This is a genomic window from Defluviimonas salinarum (assembly GCF_026013545.1).
Lineage (GTDB): Bacteria > Pseudomonadota > Alphaproteobacteria > Rhodobacterales > Rhodobacteraceae > Albidovulum > Albidovulum salinarum.
The window spans coordinates 39,387-53,863 of the sequence record NZ_JAPDOG010000003.1 but is presented as its reverse complement, the minus strand read 5'-3'; the positions used below and the strand labels follow the sequence as shown (position 1 = coordinate 53,863).

General features: G+C 66.7%; 18 protein-coding genes. 9 read left to right on the top strand and 9 right to left on the bottom strand.

All coding sequences use genetic code 11. The features are described 5' to 3' along the window. Position 1: 1 nt before the first annotated feature. Together OM960_RS04260 and OM960_RS04255 are read right to left on the bottom strand one after the other, a co-directional pair. On the bottom strand, positions 2–1,129 hold the full coding sequence (locus OM960_RS04260; protein WP_264771155.1) for a carboxylate-amine ligase: 1,128 nt from the start codon (positions 1,127–1,129) through the stop codon (positions 2–4). Positions 1,130–1,291: 162 nt separating this feature from the next. Next, the gene (locus tag OM960_RS04255) at positions 1,292–2,791 is read right to left on the bottom strand and encodes a CoA-acylating methylmalonate-semialdehyde dehydrogenase (RefSeq protein WP_263338787.1); all 1,500 of its coding nucleotides are present in this window, start codon (positions 2,789–2,791) and stop codon (positions 1,292–1,294) included. 101 nt (positions 2,792–2,892) lie between these two features. On the opposite strand from OM960_RS04255, the gene OM960_RS04250 reads away from it, so the two are divergent. From OM960_RS04250 to OM960_RS04235, 4 genes are all read left to right on the top strand, one after another. Continuing rightward, positions 2,893–3,786 (top strand): LysR family transcriptional regulator, encoded by an 894-nt coding sequence (locus OM960_RS04250; protein ID WP_263338785.1) that lies wholly within the window; start codon positions 2,893–2,895, stop codon positions 3,784–3,786. Between the two features lie 59 nt (positions 3,787–3,845). Continuing rightward, the gene (locus OM960_RS04245; protein WP_263338783.1) at positions 3,846–4,280 is read left to right on the top strand and encodes a CBS domain-containing protein; all 435 of its coding nucleotides are present in this window, start codon (positions 3,846–3,848) and stop codon (positions 4,278–4,280) included. A gap of 87 nt (positions 4,281–4,367) precedes the next feature. Further along, the gene (gene coaD / locus OM960_RS04240; protein WP_263338780.1) at positions 4,368–4,856 is read left to right on the top strand and encodes a pantetheine-phosphate adenylyltransferase; all 489 of its coding nucleotides are present in this window, start codon (positions 4,368–4,370) and stop codon (positions 4,854–4,856) included. A gap of 116 nt (positions 4,857–4,972) precedes the next feature. Continuing rightward, a complete protein-coding gene (locus OM960_RS04235) occupies positions 4,973–5,401 on the top strand; it encodes a PACE efflux transporter (protein WP_263338778.1) in 429 nt (142 codons plus the stop codon). Positions 5,402–5,534: 133 nt separating this feature from the next. Here OM960_RS04235 and gap (OM960_RS04230) read toward each other — a convergent pair whose 3' ends face one another. From gap (OM960_RS04230) to gap (OM960_RS04220), 3 genes are all read right to left on the bottom strand, one after another. Next, a complete protein-coding gene (gap, locus tag OM960_RS04230) occupies positions 5,535–6,536 on the bottom strand; it encodes a type I glyceraldehyde-3-phosphate dehydrogenase (RefSeq protein WP_263338776.1) in 1,002 nt (333 codons plus the stop codon). A gap of 95 nt (positions 6,537–6,631) precedes the next feature. Further along, positions 6,632–6,775, bottom strand: a complete 144-nt coding sequence (locus OM960_RS04225) for a hypothetical protein (RefSeq protein ID WP_263338774.1) — start codon at positions 6,773–6,775, stop codon at positions 6,632–6,634. A 30-nt stretch (positions 6,776–6,805) separates the two neighbouring features. After that, positions 6,806–7,810 (bottom strand): type I glyceraldehyde-3-phosphate dehydrogenase, encoded by a 1,005-nt coding sequence (gene gap / locus OM960_RS04220; RefSeq protein WP_264771154.1) that lies wholly within the window; start codon positions 7,808–7,810, stop codon positions 6,806–6,808. 243 nt (positions 7,811–8,053) lie between these two features. Here gap (OM960_RS04220) and OM960_RS04215 point away from each other — a divergent pair, with 243 nt between their 5' ends. Both OM960_RS04215 and OM960_RS04210 read left to right on the top strand, forming a co-directional pair. Beyond that, entirely contained in the window at positions 8,054–9,028 is a 975-nt protein-coding gene (locus OM960_RS04215) for a DUF808 domain-containing protein (protein ID WP_264771153.1), read from the top strand. 70 nt (positions 9,029–9,098) lie between these two features. Further along, positions 9,099–9,329, top strand: coding sequence for an N-(5'-phosphoribosyl)anthranilate isomerase (locus OM960_RS04210; protein ID WP_264771152.1), 231 nt, complete (start codon positions 9,099–9,101; stop codon positions 9,327–9,329). Between the two features lie 62 nt (positions 9,330–9,391). On the opposite strand, the gene OM960_RS04205 is transcribed toward OM960_RS04210, so the two are convergent. After that, the gene (locus tag OM960_RS04205; RefSeq protein ID WP_263338763.1) at positions 9,392–9,943 is read right to left on the bottom strand and encodes an HPF/RaiA family ribosome-associated protein; all 552 of its coding nucleotides are present in this window, start codon (positions 9,941–9,943) and stop codon (positions 9,392–9,394) included. A gap of 126 nt (positions 9,944–10,069) precedes the next feature. On the opposite strand from OM960_RS04205, the gene OM960_RS04200 reads away from it, so the two are divergent. Then, on the top strand, positions 10,070–10,501 hold the full coding sequence (locus OM960_RS04200; RefSeq protein WP_264771151.1) for a DUF2267 domain-containing protein: 432 nt from the start codon (positions 10,070–10,072) through the stop codon (positions 10,499–10,501). Between the two features lie 77 nt (positions 10,502–10,578). Here OM960_RS04200 and tkt read toward each other — a convergent pair whose 3' ends face one another. Beyond that, positions 10,579–12,597: a transketolase gene (gene tkt / locus OM960_RS04195; protein ID WP_264771150.1), complete on the bottom strand. Its 2,019-nt coding sequence runs from the start codon at positions 12,595–12,597 to the stop codon at positions 10,579–10,581. 232 nt (positions 12,598–12,829) lie between these two features. On the opposite strand from tkt, the gene OM960_RS04190 reads away from it, so the two are divergent. Both OM960_RS04190 and OM960_RS04185 read left to right on the top strand, forming a co-directional pair. Next, complete coding sequence (locus tag OM960_RS04190; protein ID WP_263338756.1) at positions 12,830–13,321, top strand: hypothetical protein; 492 nt, start codon at positions 12,830–12,832, stop codon at positions 13,319–13,321. Then, a complete protein-coding gene (locus OM960_RS04185) occupies positions 13,321–13,704 on the top strand; it encodes a cell division protein ZapA (RefSeq protein WP_263338754.1) in 384 nt (127 codons plus the stop codon). Before OM960_RS04190 ends, OM960_RS04185 begins: the two co-directional genes overlap by 1 nt. A 107-nt stretch (positions 13,705–13,811) precedes the next feature. Here the strand turns inward: OM960_RS04185 and grxD are convergent, their stop codons facing one another. Next, positions 13,812–14,180 carry a Grx4 family monothiol glutaredoxin gene (gene grxD / locus OM960_RS04180; RefSeq protein ID WP_263338752.1) on the bottom strand — a complete coding sequence of 123 codons (369 nt, stop codon included), beginning with the start codon at positions 14,178–14,180 and terminating at the stop codon, positions 13,812–13,814. 6 nt (positions 14,181–14,186) lie between these two features. Further along, the gene (locus OM960_RS04175) at positions 14,187–14,429 is read right to left on the bottom strand and encodes a BolA family transcriptional regulator (protein WP_263338750.1); all 243 of its coding nucleotides are present in this window, start codon (positions 14,427–14,429) and stop codon (positions 14,187–14,189) included. Between the last annotated feature and the right edge of the window lie 48 nt (positions 14,430–14,477).

Below are 14,477 nucleotides of genomic sequence, written 5' to 3'. Positions count from 1 at the left end.
CTCACAGGTCGGCGTGAAACTCCTCGATGAGGCTGCGCACAACCGCGCGCATCGCGCCGGCCTCGTCGTCGCCGGCCTCGATCGCATCGGTGCGGACGGCACGTTGCCGGTCGGCGCTGGTTCCGGTTTCGAGCAGGTCGCGAAGCGCCTCGATCTCTGCCGTGCAGCCGAGCGCCTCGGCATCCTCGGCCACGAGGGCGACGAGTTCGTCGAGCAGCACCGGGAAATCGACGACCTCGAGCCGGCCGAAGTCGATCAGCCCGCCGGTGATGCCGTAGCGCTGCGCCCGCCAGCGGTTCTCGTCGAGCAGGAAGTTGTCGTAGTGCCGCCAGCGCTGGTTCCTGCGCCGGAGCCGGCTGAGCATCCGAGTCAGGCATTGGGTGAGGGCCGCCAGCGACAGCGTCATCTCCAGCTTTGGCTGCACGTCGCAGATCCGGGTCTCGATGGTCGGGAAACGGGCGGAGGGGCGCAAGTCCCACCAGATCTTCGTCGAATCCTCGATCAGCTTCATGTGGACCAGCGCATGCACGGTGCGCTCGTATTCCGCCCAGCTCGAGAAGCGCGGCGGCAGGCCGGTGCGGGGCAGGTTGTCGAACACGGTCAGCCGGTAGCTCGCGAGGCCGGTATCCTCGCCCTGCCAGAACGGCGAGGAGGCCGACATCGCCAGAAGATGCGGCAGGAAGTAGGAAAGCTGGTTGACGAGGTCGATCCGCATGTCCTCGGAGGGGACGCCGACATGGACATGCATGCCCGAGATCAGCATCCGCCGCGCCACCCCGCCGAGATCGCGGCGCAGGACGTTGTAGCGCTCCTTGTCGGTGTGGTGCTGGTCCTTCCAGTCGGAGAATGGATGGCAGGAGGCGGCGATCGGGGCGAGGCCGTGGTCGGCGGCATGGCGCGCGACACAGGCGCGGAGCTTCCTCAGATCATCGCGCGCCTCTCCGACATCCTTGCAGACGCGGGTGCCGATCTCGATCTGGCATTGCAGGAATTCGGGGCTGACCTGGCCCTCCATCTCGGCCCTGCAGGCCGCCATCAGCGCCTCGGGCGCCACCGCGAGCGCTAGGCTGTCGCGGTCGACGAGGAGGTACTCCTCCTCGATCCCGATGGTGAAATCCGGCTCGGTCATGGCACGCACCTCCCTCGGCCAGTTGAGCAGAGCCCGTGGCACGGGGCAAGCGCGGAGCGGGCGCCATTCCCCCCCGTTGAACGGCAAAGGGCCGGCGGTGTGCCGGCCCTCGCGTCGATCCGTCTATGGGCGAGGGCAGGGGCCCCCGCGCCGGTTCCGGCGTCAGTCCATCGCCTTGAAGTTGAACTCGCCACCTTCCTTGATGCCGGACGGCCAGCGCGCGGTCACGGTCTTGGTGCGCGTGTAGAACTTGAACGAGTCCGGACCGTGCTGGTTGAGGTCGCCGAACATCGACTTCTTCCAGCCGCCGAAGGTGTGGTAGGCCAGCGGCACCGGGATCGGCACGTTGATGCCGACCATGCCGATGTTGATCCGGTGCGCGAAGTCGCGCGCGGTGTCGCCGTCGCGGGTATAGATCGCCGTGCCGTTGCCGTACTCGTGATCCATCGCGAGACCGAGCGCCTCTTCGTAGGACTTGGTGCGCACCACCGACAGGACCGGGCCGAAAATCTCGGTCTTGTAGATGTCCATGTCGCGGGTGACGTGGTCGAAGAGGTGCGGGCCGACGAAGAAGCCGTTCTCGTAGCCCTGGAGCGTGAAGTCGCGGTTATCGACCACGAGCTTTGCACCCTGCTCGACGCCGCTGTTGATCAGGCCAAGGATGCGCTCCTTCGCCTCGCGGGTGACGACCGGGCCGTAATCCACGTCGTTGCCGTCGGTATAGGGGGCGACGCGCAGCTTCTCGACCCGCGGCACCAGCTTTTCGATCAGCCGGTCGGCGGTCTCGTCGCCCACCGGCACGGCAACCGAGATCGCCATGCAGCGTTCGCCCGCGGCACCGAAGCCCGCACCGACGAGCGCGTCGGCGGCCTGGTCCATGTCGGCGTCCGGCATGATGATCATGTGGTTTTTCGCGCCGCCGAAGCACTGGGCTCGCTTGCCGTTCGCGGTGGCGCGGCTATAGATGTACTGCGCGATCGGGGTCGAGCCGACGAAGCTGACGCCCTGGATCGTCTCGCTGTCAAGGAGCGTGTCGACCGCCTCCTTGTCGCCGTTGACGACCTGGAAGACGCCTTTCGGCAGGCCCGCCTCGACGAAGAGCTCGGCGAGCATCAGCGGCACCGAGGGGTCGCGCTCGGAGGGCTTCAGAACCACCGCGTTGCCGCAGGCGAGCGCCGGGCCGACGTGCCAGAGCGGCATCATGGCCGGGAAGTTGAACGGCATGATCGAGGCGACGACACCGAGCGGCTGGCGCATCGAGTACATGTCGATGCCGGGGCCGGCGTCGTCGGTGAACTCGCCCTTCAGCATCTGCGGCGCGGCGATGCAGTATTCGATCACTTCAAGGCCGCGCTGCAGGTCGCCCTTGGCGTCGGGGATGGTCTTGCCATGCTCGCGCGAGAGCGCTTCCGCGAGTTTCTCCATGTCGCGGTTCATCAGGCCGACCATGGCCATCATGACGCGCGCACGGCGCTGCGGGTTCATCGCGCCCCAGGCCGGCTGCGCGGCCGCGGCCTTGGCGATCGCGGCCTCGGTCTCGGCGGCCGAGGCCAGCGGGCACTTGGCCTGCACTTCGCCGGTCGCGGGGTTGAAGACATCCGTGAAGCGGCCCGAGGTGCCCTTCACATGCTCGCCGTTGATCCAGTGGGTCAGTTCTTTCATGGAAGCCTCCCGAAGTTGCTGCGCGACAATAGCCTTGCAGTTTTGCCCGGAAAAGGGGCAGTTTCCCAAAAGGGTTTTGCAATGTTGCAAAGGATGGGATCATGGCGGATTGGGACGACCTGCGGGTCTTTCTGGCGGTCGCGCGAACCGAGAGCCTCTCGGGGGCGGGGCGGCTCCTGAAGCTCGACCCGGCGACTGTCGGGCGGCGGATCGCGAAGCTCGAGGAGGCGATGACGGTCCGGCTCTTCAACCGCTCGGCGCAGGGCTATGCGCTGACCGGCGAGGGTCAGCGGCTGCTCGTCCATGCGGGCCGCGCCGAGCAGGCGGTGGCCGAGGCGATGGAGGAGGTCGGATCCGAGGGGCCGGGCCTGACCGGGCAGATCCGCATCGGCGCGCCGGACGGCAGCGCGAACTACCTCCTGCCGCAGATCGTCGCGGAGATCTGCGCCGATCATCCGGGGCTCGAGGTCCAGATCGTCGCCCAGCCGCGGGTCTTCAACCTGTCCAAGCGCGAGGCCGACATGGCGATCGCGGTGAGCCCGCCGGCTGCGGGCCACCTGACGGTGCAGCGGCTTACCGATTACAAGCTGCACCTCGCCGCATCGAAGGCCTATCTCGACCGCCACCCGCCGATCACCTCGGTGGCCGATCTGAAGCGCCACCGCACGATCGGCTATATCCAGGACCTGATCTTCGACAAGGAACTCGACTACCAGAGCGAGGCCGGGATGGAGGACGTGACGCTCGCCTCGAACTCGGTCTCGGTGCAGTTCAACTGGGTGCGGACCGGCGCCGGCATCGCGGTGGTGCATGATTTCGCGCTGCCCGCGGCGCCCGATCTCGTCAAGGTTCTCGCCGACAAGGTCTCGCTCACGCGGTCGTTCTACCTCATCCGCCATCCCGACGACCGCCGGGTGGAACGGCTCAACCGCTTCGCCGAGCTTCTGGCGCAGGGCGTGCGACGCGAGGTCGCGCGGCTCGAAGCACTGGCTTGACAGCGGCGGGTCAAGGCGCGACGTTGAGGGAAAGTCGCTTATCGCTCAGGAGGTTGCCCATGCAGGTTCACCAGATTCTGCGTTCCAAGGATCAGACCGGCATCATCACGGTGACGCCCGAGACGACTGTCGCGGATGCGGCGCGCCTTCTCGCCGAACGCCGGATCGGCGCGGTCGTCGTCTCGCGCGACGGCAAGAAGCCGCTCGGGATCCTCTCCGAGCGCGACATCGTGCGCGACCTCGGCCGCCGGGGCTCGGGCTGCCTGACCGACAAGGTCGAGGCGCTGATGACGCGCAACCTGATCTCCTGCGCACCCAACGATGCCGCCGACTCCGTGCTCGAGAAGATGACGGCGGGACGGTTCCGCCACATGCCGGTGATGGAGGGCGATGCGATGGTGGGATTCGTCTCCATCGGCGATCTCGTCGCGGCGCGGATCTCCGAACTCGCGATGGAGAAGGATGCGCTTGCCGGGATGATCATGGGCAATTGAGCCGGCCACGGCGGGGCGGGACTTGCATTCGCGCGCGCAATATCGTTGCGTCAGCGTGACGTAACCACCCGAGAGGGACAGGGATTCATGCGCATCGGCCTTTACCCCGGCACCTTCGACCCGATCACGCTCGGCCATACCGACATCATCCAGCGGGCGATGGCGCTCGTCGACCGGCTGGTGATCGGGGTGGCGATCAACCGCGACAAGGGGCCGCTGTTCACGCTTGAGGAGCGTGTGGCGATGGTGGAGGCCGAATGTGTCCCCATCGTCGCCAAGACTGGCGGCGAGATCGTGGTGCATCCGTTCGAGAACCTGCTGATCGACTGCGCGCGCGACGTCGGCGCCTCGGTGATCGTGCGGGGGCTCCGGGCGGTCGCGGATTTCGAGTACGAATTCCAGATGGTCGGCATGAACCGCGCGATGGACGATTCGGTCGAGACGGTCTTCCTTATGGCCGACGCGCGGCGCCAAGCGATCGCCTCGAAGCTCGTGAAAGAGATCGCACGGCTCGGCGGCGACGTGTCGAAATTCGTGACCCCCGCCGTCGATTCTGCGCTTAAAGCCAGGTTCTGACGCGGGCGCGCTTGCGCCGGCCGGCTGGCGATCGTGTATCTGCACGCAAAGCGAGGACGACCTCCCCCGAAACCGGGATACTTGTTCGGGACGACCCGAAAACCGAAGGGGACATCATGCGCACGGCAAGAGACCGCATCCTCCACGCCATCAGCTTCGAGATCATCGGCCTGGCCCTGGTCACGCCGCTCGGCGCGTGGGCGTTCGGTCTGCCGATGCACGACATCGGCGTCGTCGGCATCGTCGGCGCGACGGTCGCGACGCTGTGGAACTACGCCTACAATCTGCTGTTCGACCACGCGATGCTGCGGCTCGTCGGAACCGTTCGCAAGACACTGCCGGCGCGCGTCCTTCACACGGTCCTATTCGAGGCGGGTCTTCTGGCGATATTGTTGCCGTTCATTGCCTGGTATCTCGGCGTCACCCTGGTCCAAGCCTTCCTGATGGACGTGTCCTTCGCGCTTTTCTACCTGGTCTACGCCTTCGTCTTCAACTGGGCCTTCGACCTGGCATTCCCGGTGCCGTCGTCGCCGCCGTCGCCCTGAACGCAGCCGAACCGCCCATCGGCGCGCGTTGCCTGTTCGGGCGCGATCCGCTCAATGCGCCGACAAAAATCAAACGGAAACAGCGTCTTCCCTGACGTCTGAGGTCTTGGCGGGTTTCCGGCCCGAAGGCGGCTCAGAGCAGCTTGCCGATCGCCACGGCGGTGTCCGACATGCGGTTGGAGAAGCCCCATTCGTTGTCGTACCACGACAGGATACGGCACATCCGCCCGTCCATCACCTTGGTCTGGTCCAGATGGAAGATCGAGGAGCGCGGGTCATGGTTGAAATCCGACGAGACGTTGGGCTGGTCGGTGACGCCGAGGATGCCGCGCAGCCGTCCGTCCGCGGCCTCGCGAACCGCCTGGTTGATCTCTTCCACCGAAGTGTCTCGCGCGGCTTCGAAGACGAGGTCGACGACCGAGACATTCGGGGTCGGCACGCGGATCGCCACGCCGTCGAGCTTGCCGTTGAGCTCGGGCAGCACCAGCCCGACCGCGCGTGCCGCGCCGGTCGAGGTCGGGATCATCGACAGGCCCGCCGCGCGGGCGCGGTAGAGATCCTTGTGCATCGTGTCGAGCGTCGGCTGGTCGCCGGTGTAGGAATGGATCGTCGTCATGAAGCCCTTCGCGATGCCGATCGCGTCGTTCAGGACCTTGGCGACCGGCGAGAGGCAGTTCGTCGTGCAGGAGGCGTTCGAGACGATCAGGTCGTTCTTCGTCAAAGTGTCGTGGTTCACGCCGAAGACGATGGTCTTGTCTGCGCCCTTCGACGGCGCCGAGACCAGAACCCGCGAGGAACCGTTCTCGAGATGCACCGCCGCCTTGTCTCGGTCGGTGAAGATGCCGGTGCATTCCAGCACGACGTCGATGTCGCCCCAGGGCAGCTCGGCCGGGTTGCGGATCGCCGAGACGTCGATCGGTCCGCGTCCGACATCGATCGTCGAGGCGGTGGTGGTCACTTCCGCCGGAAACCGGCCATGCACCGAATCGAAGCGCAGGAGATGGGCGTTGGTCTCGACCGGGCCGAGATCGTTGATCGCCACGACCTCGATATCCTTGCGTCCTGACTCGATGATCGCCCTGAGCACATTGCGCCCGATGCGGCCAAACCCGTTGATCGCCACCTTCACTGCCATCGCGAACCTCCTCTCGAAAATCGCCGGCACCCGAGCGGGCGCCGTTACCGCTAACATCAAAATACAGCCGACAGGTCAACCGTAGAGTAGCGGTCTCAGCGCCAGATGGCGAGAAATTCGACGAGATCGAGGAGTTTGCGCCCCAGGAACAGGGGCGCACCAAGGTTCAGCCAGAAGTGGTCGACCAGAAAGAAGGCGGCGACAAGCGCCGCGAGGACGATGGCGATCCGGTTGGTCATGGGCGGGGACGCGAGGCCCCCCGAGGCTCCTTACTGGAGGAGCCGCCCCATCGCGCCGGCGACATCGGCCATGCGGCAGGAGAAGCCCCATTCGTTGTCGTACCAGGCCAGGACCCGGACCGTGCGGCCGCCGACGACCTTGGTCTGGTCGGGCGCGAAGATCGAGGAATAGGGCGTGTGGTTGAAGTCGATCGAGACCTTCGGCTCCGGGTCATAGGCGAGGACCATGCCCATGTAGCCTGCCGCGGCTTCCCTTACGATTTCGTTGACGTCGGCCACGGTCACGTCCTTGGCCGCCTGGAAGGTGAGGTCAACGGCCGAGACGTTCGGCGTCGGCACCCGGATCGCGGTGCCGTCGAGCTTGCCCGACAGTTCCGGCAGCACTTCGCCGAGCGCCTTCGCGGCGCCGGTCGAGGTCGGGATCATCGCCATCGCCGCGGCACGGGCCCGGTAGAGGTCCTTGTGACGGCGGTCGAGCGTCGGCTGGTCGCCGGTATAGGAGTGGATCGTCGTCATGATGCCCGACTCGATGCCGATCGCGTCGTTCAGCACCTTGGCGAGCGGGGCGAGGCAGTTCGTCGTGCAGGAGCCGTTCGAGACGACAAGATGTTCGGCGGTGAGCTGGCGGTGGTTGACACCGTAGACCACGGTCTTGTCGGCGTTCTTGGCCGGAGCCGAGACGAGCACGCGCTTGGCGCCGCGGCCGAGATGGACGGCCGCCTTGGCGCGGTCGTTGAACTTGCCGGTGCATTCGAGGACGACGTCGACGCCTTCCCAGTCGAGCTCATCGGGGTTGTAGGTCGACATCACCTCGATCGGCCCGCGGCCGAGGTCGATGGTGTTCTCGCCGACCTTCACCGGCCCGGCGAAACGGCCGTGGACGGAGTCGTACTTCAGGAGATGCGCATTGGTCTCGATCGGCCCGGTGGCGTTGATCTTGACGACCTGGACGTCGTTGCGCGCCGCTTCCGCGATATGCGCCAGCGTGCAACGGCCGATCCGGCCAAACCCGTTGATGCCGATGGTGACGGTCATGTGCCTCATCTCCTGTGCCCGAGACGCGGGAGCCAAGCCGCGCCAGTTCCTGCGCATAGCAGAGGAGGGAAGGCGGGAAAACCCGCTATATCAACATGGTAGCGAAAACAGGAGGGTGTTAGCGAAAACAGGTGCGCTGAATCGGGGCCGGTTCTGGCGGTTCCGGCGACATGCCGGCGCGATCGCCTTGCCTCGGCGGACGGATTCGCTAGGTTGGCGCCGATTTGCAAGGAAGGGACGACCATGAGCGGATTGCTGGCGCTTCTCGACGACGTGGCCGCGATCGCCAAGGTCGCGGCGGCGAGCGTGGACGATGTCGCCGGCATGGCGGCCAAGGCCGGGTCGAAGGCCGCCGGCGTCGTGATCGACGACGCGGCTGTCACGCCGAAATACGTCCACGGCTTCGAGGCCAAGCGCGAACTGCCGATCATCTGGAAGATCACCAAGGGCTCTCTCTTCAACAAGCTGGTGATCCTCCTGCCGGCGGCGATGCTCATGAACGCCTTCGCGCCATGGTTGATCACGCCGCTTCTCATGCTCGGCGGCGCCTATCTCTGTTTCGAGGGCGCCGAGAAGATCTTCCACAAGCTCTTTCCCCACGGCGACGCGCATGTCGAGGCCGACATGGAGGTGGGCGATCCGGTGCATCTGGAGGAAAACCGCGTGCGCGGCGCGATCAAGACCGACTTCATCCTCTCGGCCGAGATCATGACCATCGCGCTCGCCGCGATCCCCGAAGGCGTGCTCTGGATGGAGGCGCTGACGCTCGCCGTCGTCGCGATCGGGATCACCGTCGCGGTCTACGGATCGGTCGCGCTGATCGTGAAGATGGACGATATCGGGCTCTACATGGCAGCGACGGCGCGGACCGGGGTCGGTCGTGCGCTCGGCACCGGGCTCGTGAAGGGGATGCCGAAGCTCATGGCGCTCCTCTCGACGATCGGCACCGCGGCGATGCTCTGGGTCGGCGGCGCGATCATCATCCACGGGCTCGACGTGCTGGGCTGGCCGCTGCTCTACGACACCTTCCACCATTGGGCCGAGGCCGTCGGCCATGCGGTGCCGCCAAGCATCGCGGGCTTCACCGGATGGGCGGTGACGGCGCTGGCGGATGGCGTGTCCGGTCTTGCGCTCGGGATGGCTCTCATTCCGCTTGTCACGCGCGTGGCCGGGCCGCTCTGGCGCGTCATCGCCGGCAGCGACACCGGCGCGCAGTAGCTCGCGGCGTCAGGGCGTCGTCGCCGTTGGCTTTAGCCTTCCGTTAACCGCTTCTGGGCACTGTCACGGCATGAGCACGCCCGCGCCGCATATGCATCCTGACTACTGGTTGCGCACGATCTTTGCCTCTCAGGCGGCGATCCGTGGCGGGGTGATCCGACGCTCCGTCCGGGACGTCGAGATGATCGTCGGCCGCGCGGCGCTCGAGCGAGAGCTGAAGCGGCGCGGCTACCACGCGGTCGAGAACGCAGGTCAGTTCGTGATCTTCTGCAACAACGAGCCGGTCCGCATCCTGTGCTGAGCCAAAATCCATCAATGGATTTTGGAACGATTTTCAAAAAATCGTTCCTCCGCAGCGGCGAACTAGCCCCTGAGCGAGACATTCACCGCGAACGGCCCCTTGTCGCCGTCCATCAGGCTGAACTCGAGATCGGTGTCGAGGCCGATCCGCTCCCAGTCGCTGCCGACAACGCTGTCGCGCTGGAAGTAGACCTCGAGCCCGCCGCTCGACTTGATGAAGCCGTACCCCTCATCCGCAAAAAGCCGCACGATGCGGCCGTGGTGGCGCTCGGGGTGGCTCTTCACGTCGACGCCCTTCATCTTGCGCACATGCTCGTCGAGCTGGCGCCGCGCGGCGTTGAAGCTGTCGCGGATCGCGACATGCAGATCTTCGTGAGCGCCGAGATCGCCAGGCTTCCTGTTGACGATGATCATGCCGCCCGGCACCTCGGCCTCGACGGCCACCTGGTAGATATGCCCCTTGTGGCCGCGCGCGGTGCGCTTCTCGACGATCACCCGGCAGGAGGTGATGCGCTGATGGACCTGTTCGAGCTTGCCGATCTTGCCGTGGATCTCGGCGGTGACGGCGGGGGAGGCATCCATGCCGTGAAAGACGATCTGCGGTTCGGTTTCCATGTGCGGCTCCGCTGTGGCTGCGGCAATCATGCAGCGGGCTTGGGTCCGGGGTACTGACCCGCGTCAACGCGCGGCGGGCCGAACCATGCTTTCCTTACGCCGATGCGGAGATGCGAGGAGGCCGACATGAGCGCGCTCGGGCTGAAGATGATCGACGAGGCGGTGCAGTCCGCCAATATCTGGGTGAACGAGGTCGACAGCCGCACCGGCTGGGACAACAAGCAGCGGAGCTACCGGCTGCTGCGGGCGGTGCTGCACGCGGTGCGCGACCACCTGACGATCGACGAGGCGACCGACCTCGGCGCGCAGCTGCCGACGCTGATCCGGGGCATCTACTACGAGGGCTGGAACTCGGCCCGAAATCCGGTGCGGATGCGCCATGCAGAGGACTTCGTAGCCGCGGTGCAGAAGGGCTTTGAACCCGATCCCCTTGGCGATACCGACCGGGCGGTGCGGGCGGTCTTCGACCTTCTCGACAGCCACATCGCGCCGGGCGAGATGAAGGATGTGCGCGGCGCCTTCACCAAGGAGGTCAGGAGCCTCTTCGGCATGGGGTGACGTGTCCCGTGGCGTGACGAAAAAACCCCGCCGGAAGGTTGTTGCGGCGGGGCGTCGATGCGACAATCTGCTCGGTGCTAGAGGAGTTCTTTCACCCGCGCGGCGACGGCCTCGGCGGTGATCCCGAATTCCTGGTAGAGCCGCTCGGCGGGCGCGGAGGCGCCGAAACCCTCCATGCCGACGAAGGCGGCCTTGGCCTCGCGGCCGCGCTCGCCGAGGAGCCAGCGGTCCCAGGGCTGGCGCACCGCGGCCTCGACCGCGACGCGGACCGGGCCCGCGGGCAGGACGCGCTTGCGGTAGGCCTCGTCCTGGGCCGCGAAGAGTTCCATGCAGGGCATGGAAACGACGCGGGTGCCGATGCCCTCGGCCTGCAGGAGGTCGCGGGCCTTGAGCGCGATCTCCACTTCCGAGCCGGTCGCCAGCAGGATCGCCCGGCGCTTGCCCTCGGCCTCGCGCAGCACATAGGCGCCCTGGGCCGAGAGATTCCTCGACGTGTGCAGGGTGCGGACCGTCGGCAGGTTCTGGCGGCTGAGCGCCAGCACCGACGGCGTCTTCTCGGCGGTCAGCGCCAGTTCCCAGGCCTCGGCCGTCTCGATCAGGTCGGCGGGGCGGAAGGTCCAGGTGTTGGGCGTCGCGCGGCAGATCGCCAGGTGCTCGACCGGCTGGTGGGTCGGGCCGTCCTCGCCGAGGCCGATCGAGTCATGCGTCATGACATAGACGGAAGGAACCCCCATCAGTGCGGACAGCCGCATCGCGCCGCGGGCATAGTCGGTGAAGCAGAGGAACGTGCCGCCGTAGGGCCGCACGCCGCCATGCAGCGCCATGCCGTTCATCGCCGCCGCCATGCCGTGCTCGCGGATGCCGAAATGGACGTAGCGCCCCTTGCGGTTCTCGGGGTTGAAGATGCCGAGATCGCCGGTCTTGGTGTTGTTCGAGCCGGTGAGGTCGGCCGAGCCGCCGATGGTCTCGGGCATCGCCGGGTTGACGACTTCGAGCACCATCTCGGAAGCCTTGCGGGTCGCGACCTTGGGCTGGAGCTCGCTGTTCTGCTTCTTCAGCGCGCGGATGACGGCGGAGAGCTTCTTCGGAGCCTCGCCGGCCATCTGGCGCCGGAACTCTGCCCGGCGGCTGTCGGAGAGCGCGGCGAGCCGCGCTTCCCATTCCGCCCGCGCGGCAGCGCCGCGGCTGCCGATCGCCGCCCAGGCGGCGCGGATGTCGGCCGGGACATCGAAGGCCGGATAGGTCCAGCCGTAGATGTCCTTCGTCACCTTGATCTCGTCGGGACCGAGCGGCGAGCCGTGGGCGCCGGCGGTGTCCTGCTTCTTCGGGCTGCCGAAGCCGATATGGGTCTTGCAGTCGACAAGGACCGGGCGGTCGGACGATTTGGCCTCGGTCAGCGCGCGGTCGATGTCCATCGGATCGTGGCCGTCGCAGGACAGGACCTTCCAGCCGGCCGCGGCGAAGCGGGCGCGCTGGTCGGTGACGTCGCTGAGGCTGATCCGGCCGTCGATCGAGATGTCGTTGTTGTCCCAAAGGACGATGAGCTTCGAGAGCTTCTGCATCCCGGCGAGTCCGATCGCCTCGTGGCTGATCCCTTCCATGAGGCAGCCGTCACCGGCGATCACCCAGGTGTAGTGATCGACGATCTTGGCGCCGAAGCGGGCGCGCAAGGACTCCTCGGCCATCGCGAAGCCCACCGCGTTCGAGATGCCCTGGCCGAGTGGGCCGGTCGTGGTCTCGACGCCCTTGACATGGCCGTATTCCGGATGGCCGGCGGTGATCGCGCCCCACTGGCGGAAGTTGCGGATCTGGTCGAGCGTCATGTCGGCATAGCCGGTCAGGTGCAGAAGCCCGTAGATCAGCATCGAGCCGTGGCCGGCGGACAGGATGAAGCGGTCACGGTCGGCCCAGTCCGGGGTCGAGGCGTCGAACTTCAGGTGCTTTTCGAAAAGGACCGTGGCGACGTCGGCCATGCCCATCGGCATGCCGGGGTGGCCGGAATTGGCGGCCTGGACCGCATCCATCGCAAGCGTGCGCAGCGCGCAGGCCTTCCCCCAGTGATCGGCGTGTGTGTCGCGAAGCGTGGCGATGTCCAAGTCCCTGATCCTTCTTCTTCCGGAATGCTGAGCGCGCGGGCTTGATAGCAGGCTCGGGAGCAAGTTCAAGCGCGCCGCCTAAGCACTTGGCCCGAAAGGGGGAGGAATCCCGCAGCCCTTCGGTCTAAACTCGGTCTGCGCGGGGGGCGTCCGATTCGCCGGCGAAGACCGGATGGATGCAGTTCCCCAGAGGCATGACACAGGCAGAAACCGGGTCAGGGGGCCGCAACACATGAGCGACATAGCCGAAATGGAGCGCCGGATCTCGGCGGCGCTGGAGCGGATCGGTGCAGGTGTGGAAAAGGCGCGCGCGGAGGCGGAGGCCGCCGCTGCGGCGCGCGAGCAAGCCAGGACGGCGGGCGAACTTCGCGAGGCGCTGGAGGCCGAGCGCGCGGCCAACGCGCAGCTCACCGATCGCGTGCGCGCGATCAAGGAAAAGCAGGAGACCATGGTCGACGCGCTCGAGAAGAAGGTCGCGCGGCTGACCGAACAACTCGATGCTGCCGGTGCCGAACTGCACCGCCAGAAGCGGATCAACGCCGACCTGACCGAGGCGCAGCGGGCGCTGCGCGAGGCCGCGCAGGACGGCGTGCCGGAGCCCGAGCAGATCAACCGCTCGCTGATGGCCGAGCTCGAGGCGTTGCGCGCGGCGCGGGCGGCGGAAATGGCCGAGATGCAGGAGATCCTCTCCGAGCTGCGGCCCCTGATCGAGGAGGTGGCCTGATGCCGGACGTGTCGATCACCATCGGCGGGCGCGAGTTCCAGGTCGCCTGCCAGGACGGCGAGGAGCATTTCCTGCGCTCGGCGGCACAGATGCTCGATAACGAGGCGACGACGCTCGTCTCGCAGATCGGGCGGATGCCCGAGGCGCGGATGCTGCTGATGGCGGGGCTCATGCTGGCCGACAAGGCGGCCGGGCTCGAGGACCAGGTCCGCGCCGCTGAGGAGCGGGCGCTGGTGGCCGAACGCGTCGCCACAGATGCGCGAACCAAGCCGCAACGGGTCGAGGTCGCGGTGATCCCCGAAGCAGTGACCGAGACTTTCGCCGAGATCGCGGCGCGGGCCGAGGCTTTGGCCGATCGGATCGAGGAGCGGAAAGCGGGCTGAGGATTTCGCGCCTTCGGGCGCCCCGCCCGCCCACCCTGCGCCCTCAGGCGCGAAGGCCGCCCCGAGGGGCGGCCTTGTGTTTCTGGCGGTGCCGTCGGTTCGCCGGGTCAGGCGTTGGCGGCGCGGATCTTGTCGGCGGCGTCCTTGTCATAGCTCACGCCGCTCTTGTCGAAGAGCTGGTCGAGCTCACCCGAGAGCGTCATCTCGGTGATGATGTCGCAGCCGCCGACGAACTCGCCCTTGACGTAGAGCTGCGGGATCGTCGGCCAGTCGGAGAAGTCCTTGATGCCCTGGCGGATCTCGGCGTCTTCAAGCACGTTCACGTCGACATAGTCGACGCCCATGAAGTTCAGCACCCCCGCGACGCGGGAGGAGAAGCCGCATTGCGGCATCGCCTTGGTGCCCTTCATGTAAAGGACGACGGTGTTCTTCGTCACGGTGTCGCGGATCTGGTCCTGGGCGGTCGTCGTGGTCATGGGCTGTTACTCCGGAGCCTTGGTCGTCAGCGCGAGCGCGTGCAGTTCGCCATGCGCGCCATCCATCTTTCCCTTGAGCGCGGCATAGACCGCGCGCTGCTGCTGGACGCGGTTCATGCCGCGGAAACTCTCGTCGATGACCTCGGCGGCGTAGTGGTTGCCGTCTCCCGCGAGATCCGTGATCGTGATCTGCGCGTCCGGGAACGCTGCCCGGATGAGGTCTTCGATATCCTGTGCTTCCATCGCCATGAGGCGTCCTTCCCGTATGCGCTTGGGCTGAATGTAGGCCCCGCAGCC

Bases quoted from the DNA above. Each gene is read 5' to 3' on its own strand.
- OM960_RS04260 (WP_264771155.1), bottom strand. From the start codon at position 1,129: ATGACCGAGCCGGATTTCACCATCGGGATCGAGGAGGAGTACCTCCTC.
- OM960_RS04255 (WP_263338787.1), bottom strand. From the start codon at position 2,791: ATGAAAGAACTGACCCACTGGATCAACGGCGAGCATGTGAAGGGCACC.
- OM960_RS04250 (WP_263338785.1), top strand. From the start codon at position 2,893: ATGGCGGATTGGGACGACCTGCGGGTCTTTCTGGCGGTCGCGCGAACC.
- OM960_RS04245 (WP_263338783.1), top strand. From the start codon at position 3,846: ATGCAGGTTCACCAGATTCTGCGTTCCAAGGATCAGACCGGCATCATC.
- coaD (WP_263338780.1), top strand. From the start codon at position 4,368: ATGCGCATCGGCCTTTACCCCGGCACCTTCGACCCGATCACGCTCGGC.
- OM960_RS04235 (WP_263338778.1), top strand. From the start codon at position 4,973: ATGCGCACGGCAAGAGACCGCATCCTCCACGCCATCAGCTTCGAGATC.
- gap (WP_263338776.1), bottom strand. From the start codon at position 6,536: ATGGCAGTGAAGGTGGCGATCAACGGGTTTGGCCGCATCGGGCGCAAT.
- OM960_RS04225 (WP_263338774.1), bottom strand. From the start codon at position 6,775: ATGACCAACCGGATCGCCATCGTCCTCGCGGCGCTTGTCGCCGCCTTC.
- gap (WP_264771154.1), bottom strand. From the start codon at position 7,810: ATGACCGTCACCATCGGCATCAACGGGTTTGGCCGGATCGGCCGTTGC.
- OM960_RS04215 (WP_264771153.1), top strand. From the start codon at position 8,054: ATGAGCGGATTGCTGGCGCTTCTCGACGACGTGGCCGCGATCGCCAAG.
- OM960_RS04210 (WP_264771152.1), top strand. From the start codon at position 9,099: ATGAGCACGCCCGCGCCGCATATGCATCCTGACTACTGGTTGCGCACG.
- OM960_RS04205 (WP_263338763.1), bottom strand. From the start codon at position 9,943: ATGGAAACCGAACCGCAGATCGTCTTTCACGGCATGGATGCCTCCCCC.
- OM960_RS04200 (WP_264771151.1), top strand. From the start codon at position 10,070: ATGAGCGCGCTCGGGCTGAAGATGATCGACGAGGCGGTGCAGTCCGCC.
- OM960_RS04190 (WP_263338756.1), top strand. From the start codon at position 12,830: ATGAGCGACATAGCCGAAATGGAGCGCCGGATCTCGGCGGCGCTGGAG.
- OM960_RS04185 (WP_263338754.1), top strand. From the start codon at position 13,321: ATGCCGGACGTGTCGATCACCATCGGCGGGCGCGAGTTCCAGGTCGCC.
- grxD (WP_263338752.1), bottom strand. From the start codon at position 14,180: ATGACCACGACGACCGCCCAGGACCAGATCCGCGACACCGTGACGAAG.
- OM960_RS04175 (WP_263338750.1), bottom strand. From the start codon at position 14,429: ATGGCGATGGAAGCACAGGATATCGAAGACCTCATCCGGGCAGCGTTC.